This is a genomic window from Enterobacter sp. Taxon_8, assembly GCF_058354585.1.
Genome location: NZ_CM177989.1, coordinates 3,696,287 through 3,710,458, shown reverse-complemented (window position 1 = coordinate 3,710,458; position 14,172 = coordinate 3,696,287). Strand labels below are relative to the sequence as shown.

Below are 14,172 nucleotides of genomic sequence, written 5' to 3'. Positions count from 1 at the left end.
GTTGGGGTGAGGGCATCAAGCCGCACATCTTACAGTTTCGCAAACACCTTACGCGCCGCGTCAATGGTGTTATTGATATCTTCTTCGCTGTGCGCCACGGACATAAAGCCCGCCTCGAATGCGGACGGTGCCAGGTAGACGCCTTCTTCCAGCATCAGATGGAAGAAGCGCTTGAAGCGTTCAACGTCGCACTTCACCACGTCCTGATAACAGGTCACGGTTTTCGCGTCGGTGAAGAAAATCCCGAACATCCCGCCTACGTGGTTAACCACCAGCGGAATGCCGGCCTCTTCTGCCGCTTCCAGCAGGCCGTTTGCCAGCTGCGTGGTACGGTCGGTCAGGGTTTCGTGAATGCCTGGCTGAGCCACTTCGGTCAGGCAGGCAAAGCCCGCCGCCATGGCGATTGGGTTACCGGAGAGCGTGCCCGCCTGGTAAACCGGACCGGTTGGCGCCAGAGCTTCCATCACGTCCTTACGCCCACCGAATGCGCCGACCGGCATGCCGCCGCCGATGATTTTGCCGAGGCAGGTCAGGTCCGGCTCGACGTTGTAGTAAGACTGGGCACCCGCCAGCGCCACGCGGAAGCCGGTCATGACTTCATCGATGATCAGCAGCGCGCCGAACTCGTCGCACAGGGCACGCAGGCCCGGCAGGAAGTCAGGCTGCGGTGGAATGCAGTTCATGTTGCCCGCAACCGGCTCAACGATGATGCAGGCGATCTCCTGCGGATACTGCTCGAACGCCGCGCGAACGGTGTCCAGATCGTTGTAGGTGCAGGTCAGGGTATGCTTCGCGAAGTCAGCCGGTACGCCCGGGGAGTTCGGCTGGCCGAGCGTCAGCGCGCCGGAACCCGCTTTCACCAGCAGGCAGTCCGCATGACCGTGGTAGCAACCCTCAAACTTGATAATCTTGTCGCGACCGGTAAAACCGCGCGCCAGGCGGATGGCGCTCATGGTGGCTTCGGTACCGGAGTTCACCATACGCACCATGTCCATGGTAGGCACCAGTTCAGTCACCAGCTCCGCCATTTTCACTTCCATTTCGGTTGGCGCACCGAAGCTCAGGCCGCGCTGGGCGGCTTCAATTACCGCGTTACGAATAGCCGGGTGGTTGTGACCCAGCACCATCGGGCCCCAGGAGCCGACGTAATCGATATAGGCTTTGCCATCGACATCATACAGATACGCGCCGTCAGCACGTTCGATAAACAGCGGCGTACCGCCCACGCCGGTGAAGGCGCGCACAGGTGAGTTCACGCCACCCGGAATAAGCTCGCGGGCTGCACTGTAGAGGTTTTCAGACTTGCTCATGGCGTCGTTCCTGGTTCGTATAAAATGGTTAAGCCCACTATTCTAAGTGATTCGGGGATGGTTATGAAATTTTTAGCCGGGTAATGCTTTAAGATTTGTTAAGTAATTTTCAGGAGACGGTAGGGCAGTCTCTGGTAAAATCCACGCGGCTTTTGTATGACGAATAAGTGCAGGACATGAAATCAGATTCTCCGTCTTTTGAAGAACAACAGTTTACGCGCGCCCAGCACCGAATCAGCATTCGGCGGCTGCTCAATCGCGATAAAACGCCGCTGGCGATCCTGCTGGCCGCTGCCGTGGTGGGTACTCTCGCGGGCTTGGTTGGCGTGGCGTTTGAAAAAGCGGTTAATGCCGTACTCAACTGGCGAGTGGGCACCGTGGCCGGTTTCGCCGACAGCGAATGGCTGGTCTGGGTGTGGGCATTCGGGCTGTCCGCGCTGTTTGCCATGGTGGGGTATTTTCTGGTGCGTAAATTCGCGCCGGAAGCGGGGGGATCGGGCATCCCGGAAATTGAGGGCGCGCTCGAGGAGCTGCGTCCGGTGCGCTGGTGGCGGGTGATTCCGGTTAAGTTCATCGGCGGCATGGGGACTCTGGGCGCGGGAATGGTGCTTGGACGGGAAGGACCCACGGTACAGCTGGGGGGGAACGTTGGCCGCATGGTGGGCGATCTGTTTCGGATGCGAAGCGCCGAAGCGCGCCATACGCTGCTGGCAACCGGCGCGGCGGCGGGGCTTTCCGCCGCGTTTAATGCGCCGCTGGCGGGCATTTTGTTCATTATCGAAGAGATGCGCGCGCAGTTCCGCTACAACCTGATCTCAATTAAAGCGGTGTTTACCGGCGTCATTATGTCGAGCATCGTGTTTCGCATCTTTAATGGCGAGGGCGCGGTCATTGAGGTGGGTAAACTCACCAACGCGCCGGTCAATACCCTGTGGCTTTACCTGATCCTCGGCATGATTTTTGGCGTGGTGGGGCCGCTGTTTAACACCTTTATCCTGCGCGCTCAGGATATGTTCCAGCGCATTCACGGCGGGAACACCACGAAATGGGTGCTGATGGGCGGTTTGCTGGGCGGAATGTGCGGCGTACTCGGGTTTATCGAGCCGAATGCCGCAGGCGGCGGGTTCGGACTTATTCCTATTGCGGCGGCGGGGAATTTCAGCGTGGGTCTGCTGCTGTTTATGTTTATCTCCCGGGTTATCACGACGGTACTGTGCTTCTCTTCCGGCGCGCCCGGGGGGATTTTTGCCCCGATGCTGGCGCTGGGTACGCTGCTCGGGACCGCATTTGGTATGGCGGCTGAAGTGGGCTTTCCCGCCTATCACCTTGAAGCCGGGACCTTTGCGGTGGCCGGAATGGGGGCGCTGCTGGCCGCGTCCCTGCGTGCGCCCTTGACCGGGATCGTGCTGGTGCTGGAGATGACGGACAATTACCAGCTCATTTTGCCAATGATCATTACCTGCCTCGGCGCGACACTATTAGCCCAGTTCCTGGGTGGAAAACCGCTATACTCCACCATCCTCGCGCGTACCCTGGCGAAACAAGAGGCTGAACGGGCAGCCACGCAGAATACTTGAATGAATTACCAGGGTATTAGATAATGAGACAAAGAATTGGGTGAATTTTACCCAATAGCAGTATTCATGGGAGCATAAGATGAGTGATGACGTAGTAGCTGTACCGCTCGAATTTACCGAAGCAGCAGCCAACAAAGTGAAAGTCCTGATTGCCGACGAAGACAATCCGGATCTGAAACTGCGTGTCTATATTACCGGTGGCGGCTGCAGCGGCTTCCAGTATGGTTTTACCTTTGACGATCAGGTTAACGATGGCGATATGACTATCGAGAAACAGGGCGTCGCGCTGGTGGTTGACCCGATGAGCCTGCAATATCTGGTGGGTGGTTCGGTGGATTACACCGAGGGTCTGGAAGGTTCGCGCTTTGTGGTCACTAACCCGAATGCGACAAGCACCTGCGGGTGTGGATCTTCGTTCAGCATCTAAGAGAGTGCGGGCTGATGCCGTTACTCCGTCCCTTTCTCACAGGGATAGGGCGTAAATACTCAAAACGGTAACCTTGCGGTTACCGTTTTGCTTTTACCTGCCATTATCATCCAGCGCAAACGTCGGCAGCTTCAGGTGCCAGCGTATCGCCGCTAAGCGTATCACCAGCGTCACGACCATCCCCAGCATCGCGGCATTTTCCAGCGGGAGGGCAAAGGTGTAGTACGCGGTAGCGTGAACAATCCCGCCCACAATGCAGGCCGTTGCGTAAATTTCAGTACGCAGGATCATCGGCACTTCACGCGCCAGAATGTCGCGTATGATCCCACCGCCCACGCCGGTTAATACGCCCATGCAGATCGCCACCATCGGACCGGTACCCGCATTAAACGCCTTGTTGACGCCAATACCGACAAACACGGCCAGACCCACGGCATCCAGTACCGGCAATATCCACTTGGGTAAGCGGCGGGGCTGGCGAACCAGCACAATGGTTAACAGGCAGGTGACCATCGCGACCACCAGATCGGTAGGATCTTTCACCCAAAACACCGGCCCGTTCGCCAGCGCCATATCGCGGATTGTCCCGCCTCCCACGGCGGTCACGACGCCCAGCACCAGCACGCCAAACGGATCCATGCGTAGTTTTCCAGCGAGCAGAACGCCGGAGATAGCAAAAACGGCTGTGCCAAGAATATCCAGCCAATAAACGAGCATCGTTAAATCCTCGAAAAGGGTCTTATGTTAGTGACTCTCTGCCAGCGCGGCACAGAGCTGTTTTGCGGCGAGGATAATACGCGGGCTGTCGCGTTCAAACCAGTCGCTGTTGAGGGGTATTACCGGTATTTTTAGCTGCTTTTGCCAGAATTGCTCAATTTTGGGAATTTCGCTCGCATTTCCGACCACGACGATGGCCTGCGGCTGGCGCGCCAGAACCTGCTCACGGCTTACCTGAGGCCACGGCACCCGGCTGGCTGCAAAGATGTTTTCACCGCCACAGACTTCCAGCACCTGGTTCTGAATCGACCCTTTCCCGGTGGTAAACAGCGGCTGGCTGCCAAACTGAAGGAAGATGCGCTTTTTAACAGGGGTATCGTATCGGGATTTCAGCGCCGCATAGTCGCTCAGCATCTGTTTCGCCGCAGCCTCTGCTTTTTTTGGCGTAGGGCTATAGGGTGCCAGGGCGCGGAGCGCCTGAGCGACCTGCTCAATGCTGACGGCATCTATCCACATCACCTTTATGCCGAGGGAAGTGAGCTGGTTGATCTGCCGCTCGGCGTTGCCGCCACGCCAGGCCAGCACGAGATCCGGTTTAAGCGCCACGATGCGCTCAAGGTTCATCCCCTGCCAGGTAGCCACTTGCTCAATCCCCGCGGCCTGCGGTGGGTAATCCGAAAAGCTGCTCACGCCAACGGGGGTGATCCCGGCGGCAAATGCCAGTTCCGTATTCGCGGGAGAGAGGGTAATTACGCGCGGTAGCGCATAGAGCCACAGCGGTGCGAAAAGAAGCAGGGCGGCAAGCGCCCTGAGGGTATGTTTAGCCACGTGCCAGATTCTGCACCAGGCGTTCCACCATCACGGTGGACTGTTTTGCCGCAACGGTCAGGAACTCGTCGAAGCTGATGTGGGACTGCTGGTCTGCCACGTCAGAGATGGCGCGAACCACCACGAACGGTACGCTGAAGTTATGGCAAACGTGAGCAATCGCGGTCGCTTCCATCTCAACGGCTACCGCCTGAGGGAAGTTATGACGGATTTTCGCCAGACCCACGGAACCATTGATGAACGCATCACCGCTGACAATCAGACCGCGTACCGCGTTGAGGTTGAGCTCCGCAATGCAGGTCTCTGCCGCCGCAATCAGTTTGTCGTCAGCCTTAAATCCTGCCGGGCAGCCAGGAAGCTGGCCGTACTCGTAACCGAACGCGGTGACGTCCGCATCGTGATAGCGCGCTTCGTCGGAAACAACGATATCACCCACCTTCAGCGTCGGCGCCAGGCCGCCCGCAGAGCCGGTATTAATGATTACGTCCGGCTTGCAGCGCTCAAGCAGCAGGGTGGCACCCAGCGCCGCAGCGACTTTACCGATGCCTGATTTCAGCAGAGCAACGTCAACACCGTTTAGCTGACCGGTATAGATTTCACAACCACCCAGAGAGAGGGTCTGACGGTTCTCAATTTTGTCACGCAGGAGCGTAACTTCTTCTTCCATTGCACCAATAATGCCGATTTTCATAGATTTACTCGCGATGTGCCTTGTTAAGATGCATAGTCTATCATGCGGTTAAGGGGAAACGCATTCTCACGCGGGGGAGCACATGTCACCAATCGATTTTCGCACCAAAATTAACTGGCACCGACGTTTCCGTTCGCCGCAGGGCGACAAGAGCGAACATGAGATCCTGCGTATCTTTGAAAGCGATCGCGGGCGGATCATTAACTCGCCCGCCATCCGCCGTCTGCAGCAAAAGACCCAGGTCTTTCCGCTGGAACGTAACGCCGCGGTGCGCACGCGTTTAACCCACTCCATGGAGGTGCAGCAGGTCGGGCGCTACATTGCCAAGGAGGTTTTGAGCCGTCTCAAAGAGCAGCGTTTACTGGAAACCTATGGTCTGGACGAGCTGACGGGGCCTTTTGAGAGCATCGTTGAGATGGCCTGCCTGATGCATGACATCGGCAACCCGCCTTTCGGTCACTTTGGTGAGGCGGCTATCAATGACTGGTTTAAACAACGGCTTTACCCTTCGGATGCGGTGAGCCAGCCGCTGAGCGACGATCGCTGCATCGTACGCGATTTACGCCTGCGTGAAGGCGAAGAGGGGCTGAACGATCTGCGCCGCAAGGTACGTCAGGATCTCTGTCATTTTGAGGGCAACGCGCAGGGGATCCGTCTGGTCCACTCCCTGATGCGCATGAACCTGACCTGGGCGCAGGTCGGCTGCATTCTAAAATATACGCGCCCCGCGTGGTGGATGGGGGATCCCCCCGCGTCCCACAGTTATTTAATGAAAAAACCGGGCTATTACCTTTCTGAAGAGGCCTATATTGAGCGGCTGCGTAAAGAACTTTCATTGACGCCAAACGGTCGTTTTCCATTGACCTGGATTATGGAAGCCGCCGATGATATCTCCTATTGCGTGGCCGATCTGGAAGATGCCGTTGAGAAAAGAATTTTCAGCGTCGAGGAGCTTTATCAGCATCTTTATGCGGCCTGGGGTACTCACGAAAAAGGCTCGCTGTTTGCGCAGGTTGTCGAAAATGCCTGGGAAAAATCGCGGTCAAATACATTAAGTCGCAGTACGGAAGACCAGTTCTTTATGTATTTGCGGGTCAATACATTAAATAAACTGGTGCCATACGCGGCGTCGCGCTTTATTGATAATTTGCCGCTCATTTTCAGCGGGGAATTCAACCACGCGCTGCTGGAAGATGACAGCAGTTTCAGCCAGCTCCTTGAGCTTTATAAACATGTTGCGATGCGGCATGTATTCAGCCATCCGGATGTCGAGCAGCTAGAGCTGCAGGGCTATCGGGTAATCAGTGGGTTACTGGAAATTTATTCCCCATTGCTCCAGCTTTCGGTCGACGAATTCAGCGAGCTGGTGGAACACGAGCGCGTGCGCAGAATACCCATCGAATCGCGGCTTTATCAAAAACTCTCTACCCGGCATCGTCTGGCGTATGTCGAAGCGATTGGCAAGCTGGAACGCAACTCTCCCGAATGGCCGGTAATGGAATATTATTATCGCTGCCGTCTTATCCAGGACTATATCAGCGGCATGACGGATTTGTATGCCTGGGATGAATACCGCAAGCTGATGGCGGTGGAATAATGCCGGAGTTTTGTAAAGACGGCCAATAAATTTTTACCTTTTCCATAAACTTATCGCCGGAACTAAGCGGTATAAAACGAATCTGAGTTACACAGCAATTTTGCGTTACCTGTAAATCGAGATTGAGAAACATGAAAAAAACCACATTAGCAATGAGTGCACTGGCTCTGAGTTTAGGTTTAGCGCTGTCTCCTCTGACTGCTACTGCAGCCGAGACCGCGTCGTCGGCAGCAACCGCGCAGCAGATGCCAAGCCTGGCACCGATGCTCGAAAAAGTGATGCCATCGGTGGTGAGTATTAACGTTGAGGGCAGCACGACCGTCAATACGCCGCGTATGCCGCGTAACTTCCAGCAGTTCTTCGGCGACAACTCGCCGTTCTGCCAGGACGGTTCGCCATTCCAGAGCTCTCCGTTCTGTCAGGGCGGCGGTGCAGGGGATGACAGCCAGGGCGGCGGTCAGCAGCAGAAATTCATGGCGCTTGGCTCGGGGGTAATCATTGATGCAGCGAAAGGCTACGTCGTTACCAACAACCACGTTGTCGATAACGCTAACAGCATTAAGGTTCAGCTGAGCGATGGCCGTAAGTTTGACGCCAAAGTGGTCGGCAAAGACCCACGCTCCGACATCGCTCTGATCCAGATTCAGGATCCGAAAAACCTGACGGCAATTAAAATTGCCGACTCCGACGCGCTGCGCGTGGGTGACTACACCGTGGCGATCGGTAACCCGTTCGGCCTGGGTGAAACCGTGACATCCGGTATCGTCTCTGCGCTGGGTCGTAGCGGCCTTAACGCGGAAAACTACGAAAACTTCATCCAGACGGATGCAGCGATCAACCGCGGTAACTCCGGCGGTGCGCTGGTGAACCTGAACGGTGAGCTGATCGGTATCAACACCGCTATCCTGGCACCGGACGGCGGCAACATCGGGATCGGCTTTGCTATCCCAAGTAACATGGTGAAAAACCTGACCGCGCAGATGGTGCAGTATGGCCAGGTGAAACGCGGTGAGCTGGGTATCCTGGGTACGGAGCTGAACTCCGAACTGGCTAAGGCGATGAAAGTTGACGCCCAGCGCGGGGCATTCGTCAGCCAGGTGATGCCGAATTCTTCTGCGGCGAAAGCGGGCATTAAAGCAGGGGATGTGATCACCTCCCTGAACGGTAAGCCGATCAGCAGCTTTGCCGCCCTGCGCGCCGAAGTGGGCTCCATGCCGATTGGCAGTAAAGTGACCCTCGGCCTGCTGCGCGACGGTAAGCCGGTTAACGTGAGCCTGGAGCTGCAGCAGAGCAGCCAGAATCAGGTGGATTCCAGCACCATCTTCAGCGGGATTGAAGGTGCCGAGATGAGCAATAAAGGCGCAGACAAAGGCGTGGTGGTGAATAACGTGAAAGCGAATTCACCGGCAGCCCGTATCGGCCTGAAAAAAGGCGATGTGATCATGGGCGCTAACCAGCAGCCGGTTAAAAACATCGCTGAACTGCGCAAAATTCTCGACAGCAAGCCTTCCGTGCTGGCGCTGAATATCCAGCGTGGCGATACCTCTCTTTATCTGCTGATGCAGTAATCCTCTGAAGCCCCTGTTCGCAGGGGCTTTCTCGTTTCTGTGACTGTAACCACAACTCCATACTTTTCCCTCTCTCTTTGTGCATTTGCACAATGCAGCCGCAGCTGAACTTCCCTATGCTTGAGCTCTGCTCACGGGAGGGTTGCATGGCTGGCTGGCATCTTGATACCAAAATGGCGCAGGATATCGTGGCGCGCACCATGCGCATCATTGATACCAATATCAACGTGATGGATGCTCGCGGGCGCATTATCGGCAGCGGCGATCGCGAGCGTATTGGGGAATTGCACGAAGGTGCGCTGCTCGTGCTTTCTCAGGGGCGGGTAGTGGATATCGACGATGCGGTAGCGAAACACCTGCACGGCGTCCGTCAGGGCATCAATTTACCGCTGCGCCTTGAAGGTGAGATTGTGGGGGTCATCGGCCTCACCGGCGAGCCCGAGTCGCTGCGAAAATACGGTGAGCTGGTCTGCATGACGGCAGAGATGATGCTGGAACAGTCGCGCCTGATGCACCTGCTCGCTCAGGACAGCCGCCTGCGCGAAGAGCTGGTGATGAACCTTATTCAGGCGGAAGAGCATACGCCTGCACTGAGTGAATGGGCCCAGCGTCTGGGGATCGATCTGAACCAGCCGCGCGTGGTGGCGGTGATTGAGGTCGATAGCGGCCAGCTTGGCGTGGACAGCGCGATGGCCGAGCTGCAGCAGCTGCAAAATGCGCTGGCGACGCCGGAGCGCGATAACCTGGTGGCGATCGTTTCTCTGACGGAAATGGTGGTGCTCAAACCGGCGCTCAATGCGTTTGGCCGCTGGGATGCGGACGATCATCGTCGTCGCGTGGAGCTGCTGATCTCCCGGATGAAGGAGAATGGTCAGCTGCGTTTTCGCGTTGCGCTGGGCAACTACTTTACCGGGCCGGGCAGTATCGCCCGCTCCTGGCGTACCGCGCGAACCACCATGATGGTGGGCAAGCAGCGGATGCCGGAGAGCCGCTGTTATTTCTATCAGGATCTGATGCTGCCGGTGCTGCTCGACAGCCTGCGCGGGGGCTGGCAGGCCAATGAGCTGGCGCGGCCATTAGCGCGTCTGAAAGCCATGGACAACAACGGCCTGCTGCGCCGGACGCTGCAGGCATGGTTCCGCCATAACGTGCAGCCGCTGGCGACCTCGAAGGCGCTGTTTATTCACCGCAATACACTGGAGTATCGGTTAAACCGGATTTCGGAGCTGACGGGGCTGGACCTGGGGAATTTCGACGACAGGCTGCTGCTGTATGTGGCGCTGCAGCTGGACGAGCAGAGATGACTGAGTGTGGTCTGGTGCCCTCACCCCATCCCTCTCCCACGGGGAGAGGGCGCAAACACTATAAAACGGCAATCAAGGATTGCCGTTTTGCTTTTATTTCCGGGTTAATTTCTCAAGATCCGCTTCAATCTCGCTGATCTTGTTAGTCACAACACTTTCCAGGTGACGCAGATCGTCAAGGATCTTACGCTTGAGATCGACTTCGGTGCGGTCGCGCTGGCAGATCTGATCGAGTTCATCGATCACATAGCGCAGGTTAGGGCTGATTTCCTGTACTTCTTTGTATCCCTGACCTACGCCGTCAGCAACAACGGTCTTACGCTGGCGTGGGTATTTAAACTTCACGCTTTTGGCGAAAAACTCTCCTTTGTCCTTGTGAAAATAGATTTTCAAAATATCGTTGTTGGCTTCCTGGCGGAGGCTGTAACGATCAATTTCATCAGGATTGGTAATGCCCAGACTTTTCAGATTATCGTACATAGCGGTACCCTTGATCTCAACATAACCTTTGAATAATTAACGAAAAAATCTATTTTCGCCACCCTCAGATATAAAAAAAGCGGGGTTGCCCCCGCTTTTTGTTATACCCGATTAATCGATGGTGCGCAGCAATTCATTGATGCCCACTTTACCGCGCGTTTTCGCATCCACTTTCTTCACGATAACCGCACAGTAGAGGCTGTATTTGCCATCTTTTGACGGCAGGTTACCGGAAACCACCACGGAGCCAGCCGGAACGCGACCGTAGTGAACTTCGCCGGTTTCACGGTCATAAATACGGGTGCTCTGACCGATGTAAACGCCCATGGAGATCACGGAGCCTTCTTCAACGATCACGCCTTCTACCACTTCAGAGCGGGCGCCGATGAAGCAGTTGTCTTCGATGATGGTCGGGTTAGCCTGCAGTGGCTCCAGAACGCCACCGATGCCCACGCCGCCGGACAGGTGAACGTTTTTACCGATCTGCGCGCAGGAACCGACGGTTGCCCATGTGTCAACCATCGTGCCTTCGTCAACGTAGGCACCGATGTTCACGTAGGATGGCATCAGCACGGTATTGCGTGCGATGAATGCGCCCTGACGTACTGCCGCAGGCGGTACCACGCGGAAACCTTCTTTCTGGAAACGCGCTTCGTCGTAGTCAGCGAATTTCATTGGCACTTTATCGAAGTAGCGGCTTTCAGCTCCGTCGATAACCTGGTTATCGTTGATGCGGAAAGAGAGCAGCACGGCTTTCTTCAGCCATTGATGAGTGACCCACTGACCGTCGATTTTTTCTGCCACGCGCAGCGCGCCGGAATCCAGAAGGGAAATCACCTGGTTTACCGCTTCACGGGTCACGGTATCCACATTTGCCGGGGTAATCTCGGCGCGACGCTCAAAAGCGGACTCAATAACGTTCTGTAACTGCTGCATTGTTTACTCTTTCCATTTCACTAAAAAACATATCACCCTTTATCGTTTGGATTGAGGGCTGCTGTCAACCGTTGTTGCACTTCAAGCTGCAGGTCATTATTAAGGGCACGCCGGTCGGCGGTGGCGATTATAAATAAATCTTCTACTCGCTCGCCAATGGTTGTAATTCGGGCCCCATGAAGCGAAATTCCCAGATCGGCAAAAACCTGTCCGACGCGGGCAAGCAGCCCTGGCTGGTCGAGCGCGATCAGCTCCAGGAACGATTTTCGGTCGGTGTGGGTCGGCAGGAAATTGACCTCGGTATCGACGGTAAAGTGGCGCAATTTCGCCGGCTGCCGACGCGGCTGCGGAGGCTGCCAGCTGCGCTGGGTAATCGCCTGCTCAAGACCAAAACGTATCCCTTCATGCCTGTCCGATGACAGCGGGCTGCCGTCCGGCTCAAGCACGATAAAGGTGTCCATCGCCATGCCGTCGCGGGTGGTGAAAATCTGCGCGTCGTGCACGCTCAGGTTACGCCTGTCCAGCTCGGCGCAGACCGCAGCAAACAGATAAGGGCGGTCCGGGCTCCAGATGAAAATCTCCGTCCCGCCGCGGGTAGCCTGCGGGCTTAGCAGGATCATCGGCTGGGACAGATCGTGCTTCAGCAGATGCCGCGCGTGCCAGGCAAGCTGGTTTGGGCTGTGGCGGACAAAATAGTTGGCGCGGCAGCGGGCCCAAATCTGATGCAGTGCCTCTTCATCAATGTTATCCATCCGCAGCAGCGCCAGCGCCTGCAGCTGGTGATGGCGCACGCGTTCGCGCATGTCCGGGATGTTTTGCATCCCGCGACGCAGCTGTTTTTCGGTAGCGAAGTACAGCTCGCGCAGCAGGCTCTGCTTCCAGCTGTTCCACAGGGTCTCGTTGGTGGCGCAGATATCGGCCACCGTCAGGCAGACCAGATAGCGCAGACGGTTTTCAGTCTGAACCTCTTCGGCGAACTGCTTAATGACTTCCGGGTCCTGAATATCCCGACGCTGCGCGGTGACCGACATCAGCAGGTGATGGCGCACCAGCCAGGCCACCAGCTGCGTTTCACGCGAGTTCAGGCCGTGCAGTTCGGCAAATTTCAGTACGTCCTGCGCGCCCAGCACCGAGTGGTCACCGCCGCGACCTTTGGCGATATCGTGGAACAGGGCAGCAATCAGGATCAGTTCCGGATGGGTCAGGCGCGGCCACAGCTCCACGCACAGCGGGTGGCGGGAGCGCGTCTCTTCTTTCGCAAAGCTCTCCAGCTTGAGCATCACGCGGATGGTGTGTTCATCCACCGTGTAGGCGTGGAACAGATCGAACTGCATCTGCCCGACGATGTGCGACCACTGCGGCATATAGGCCCACAGCACGCTGTGACGGTGCATCGGCAGCAGGCCGCGGCTGACGGCACCCGGGTGGCGGAGCATGCTCAGGAACAGCGAACGCGCTTCCGGGATATAGCACAGCGGCTGCGTCAGATGACGGCGCGCATGGCGCAGATGGCGCAGGGTGGTGGAGTAGATTCCGGTGATGGTGCTGTTGCGCACCATGGTATAGAACATCCGCAGAATTGCTTCCGGCTCGCGGATGAACAACGTTTCGTCGCGCAGGTCGATAAGCGTGCCGCGCAGCTGGAATTCGTCATCAATCGGGCGCGGCTTTTCGTCGGCCGTCAGGGCCAGAATGGCCTCGTCGAACAGCTGCAGCAGCATCTGGTTCAGCTCGCTCACCCGGCGAGTGACGCGGAAGAAATCTTTCATCATCTGCTCAACCGGCTCGTTACCTTCACCCTGGTAATTCAGCCGCTGCGCCACGCTGAGCTGGCGGTCAAACAGCAGACGGTTATCGTAGCGCGTAACTTCCAGATGCAGGGCAAAGCGGATGCGCCAGAGCAGGTGCAGGCACTCGTTTAGTTCGTTACGCTCGGCCTCGGTTAAAAAGCCGAAGCCGACCATCTCGTCCATCGAGGTGGCGCCAAAATGGCGGCGGGCGACCCACTGTAAAGTGTGGATGTCGCGCAGGCCGCCGGGGCTGCTTTTTATATCCGGTTCAAGATTATAGCTGGTGCCGTGATAGCGCTGGTGGCGCTGGTTTTGCTCCTCGACCTTCGCGGCGAAGAACTTTTCTGACGGCCAGAAGCCGTCGCTGAAGATGTGTTTTTGCAGCTCCAGGAACAGGGCAACGTCACCAATCAGCAGGCGGGTTTCAATCAGGTTGGTGGCGACGGTCAGGTCCGATAACCCTTCCAGCAGACACTCTTCCAGGGTGCGCACGCTGTGGCCCACTTCCAGCTTCACGTCCCAAAGCAGCGTCAGCAGTTCGCCAATTTTTTGCGCCTGTTCGTCCGGCAGCTTTTTGCGGCTCAAGATCAGCAGATCGATATCGGAAAGCGGATGCAGCTCACCGCGGCCGTAGCCCCCGACGGCAACCAGCGCAACATCACTGATTTGCCCAAACCCATAATCGATCCACAGGCGCTGCAGCAGCTGGTCGATAAATTCGGTGCGCGCTTCAATGAGCTGCTCGGCCGACACGCCTGCGTCGAACGCGCTGCCCAGCCAGCGATGGAAAACATCCATATGGGCTTTAATATGCGCGCAGGTCAGCTCGTGCGACGGCCAGACGCCCGGGTTATCGGGCTGGTCGGGGAGGGTGGGAAGTGCTGTGTTAGCATACTGTTCGGGTAAAAGATTACTCATCGTGCGCCACCCATAAGAAAAAGCTATAG

The 14,172-nt window shown here is 56.8% G+C and carries 12 protein-coding genes; 5 read left to right on the top strand and 7 right to left on the bottom strand.

The genetic code is table 11. From position 1 onward, the window contains the following. Positions 1-29 precede the first annotated feature (29 nt). On the bottom strand, positions 30-1,310 hold the full coding sequence (hemL, locus tag AC4IBF_RS17690; RefSeq protein WP_248175390.1) for a glutamate-1-semialdehyde 2,1-aminomutase: 1,281 nt from the start codon (positions 1,308-1,310) through the stop codon (positions 30-32). 176 nt (positions 1,311-1,486) lie between these two features. On the opposite strand from hemL, the gene clcA reads away from it, so the two are divergent. Then, entirely contained in the window at positions 1,487-2,887 is a 1,401-nt protein-coding gene (clcA, locus tag AC4IBF_RS17685) for a H(+)/Cl(-) exchange transporter ClcA (RefSeq protein WP_039260615.1), read from the top strand. 79 nt (positions 2,888-2,966) lie between these two features. Further along, positions 2,967-3,314, top strand: a complete 348-nt coding sequence (erpA, locus tag AC4IBF_RS17680; RefSeq protein ID WP_023310446.1) for an iron-sulfur cluster insertion protein ErpA — start codon at positions 2,967-2,969, stop codon at positions 3,312-3,314. Between the two features lie 93 nt (positions 3,315-3,407). Here the strand turns inward: erpA and AC4IBF_RS17675 are convergent, their stop codons facing one another. From AC4IBF_RS17675 to mtnN, 3 genes are read right to left on the bottom strand one after another with little or no spacing between them, the layout of a single operon-like run. After that, positions 3,408-4,031: a TRIC cation channel family protein gene (locus tag AC4IBF_RS17675; RefSeq protein ID WP_023310447.1), complete on the bottom strand. Its 624-nt coding sequence runs from the start codon at positions 4,029-4,031 to the stop codon at positions 3,408-3,410. A 27-nt stretch (positions 4,032-4,058) separates the two neighbouring features. Then, the gene (gene btuF, locus AC4IBF_RS17670) at positions 4,059-4,859 is read right to left on the bottom strand and encodes a vitamin B12 ABC transporter substrate-binding protein BtuF (RefSeq protein ID WP_491462991.1); all 801 of its coding nucleotides are present in this window, start codon (positions 4,857-4,859) and stop codon (positions 4,059-4,061) included. Then, positions 4,852-5,550: a 5'-methylthioadenosine/S-adenosylhomocysteine nucleosidase gene (mtnN, locus tag AC4IBF_RS17665; protein ID WP_115876408.1), complete on the bottom strand. Its 699-nt coding sequence runs from the start codon at positions 5,548-5,550 to the stop codon at positions 4,852-4,854. Before mtnN ends, btuF begins: the two co-directional genes overlap by 8 nt. An 82-nt stretch (positions 5,551-5,632) precedes the next feature. Between mtnN and dgt the strand changes: the two genes are divergently transcribed. From dgt to cdaR, 3 genes are all read left to right on the top strand, one after another. Then, a complete protein-coding gene (gene dgt / locus AC4IBF_RS17660) occupies positions 5,633-7,147 on the top strand; it encodes a dGTPase (RefSeq protein ID WP_274242087.1) in 1,515 nt (504 codons plus the stop codon). 131 nt (positions 7,148-7,278) lie between these two features. Continuing rightward, entirely contained in the window at positions 7,279-8,715 is a 1,437-nt protein-coding gene (degP, locus tag AC4IBF_RS17655; protein ID WP_024907518.1) for a serine endoprotease DegP, read from the top strand. Positions 8,716-8,861: 146 nt separating this feature from the next. Beyond that, a complete protein-coding gene (gene cdaR / locus AC4IBF_RS17650; protein WP_127729662.1) occupies positions 8,862-10,019 on the top strand; it encodes a DNA-binding transcriptional regulator CdaR in 1,158 nt (385 codons plus the stop codon). A gap of 93 nt (positions 10,020-10,112) precedes the next feature. Here the strand turns inward: cdaR and AC4IBF_RS17645 are convergent, their stop codons facing one another. The 3 genes from AC4IBF_RS17645 to glnD form a co-directional block, all read right to left on the bottom strand. Next, positions 10,113-10,499, bottom strand: a complete 387-nt coding sequence (locus AC4IBF_RS17645; protein WP_014168696.1) for a DUF3461 family protein — start codon at positions 10,497-10,499, stop codon at positions 10,113-10,115. A gap of 111 nt (positions 10,500-10,610) precedes the next feature. Then, positions 10,611-11,435 carry a 2,3,4,5-tetrahydropyridine-2,6-dicarboxylate N-succinyltransferase gene (dapD, locus tag AC4IBF_RS17640; RefSeq protein WP_008501915.1) on the bottom strand — a complete coding sequence of 275 codons (825 nt, stop codon included), beginning with the start codon at positions 11,433-11,435 and terminating at the stop codon, positions 10,611-10,613. Between the two features lie 32 nt (positions 11,436-11,467). Continuing rightward, on the bottom strand, positions 11,468-14,143 hold the full coding sequence (gene glnD / locus AC4IBF_RS17635; RefSeq protein ID WP_491462990.1) for a bifunctional uridylyltransferase/uridylyl-removing protein GlnD: 2,676 nt from the start codon (positions 14,141-14,143) through the stop codon (positions 11,468-11,470). Positions 14,144-14,172 lie beyond the last annotated feature (29 nt).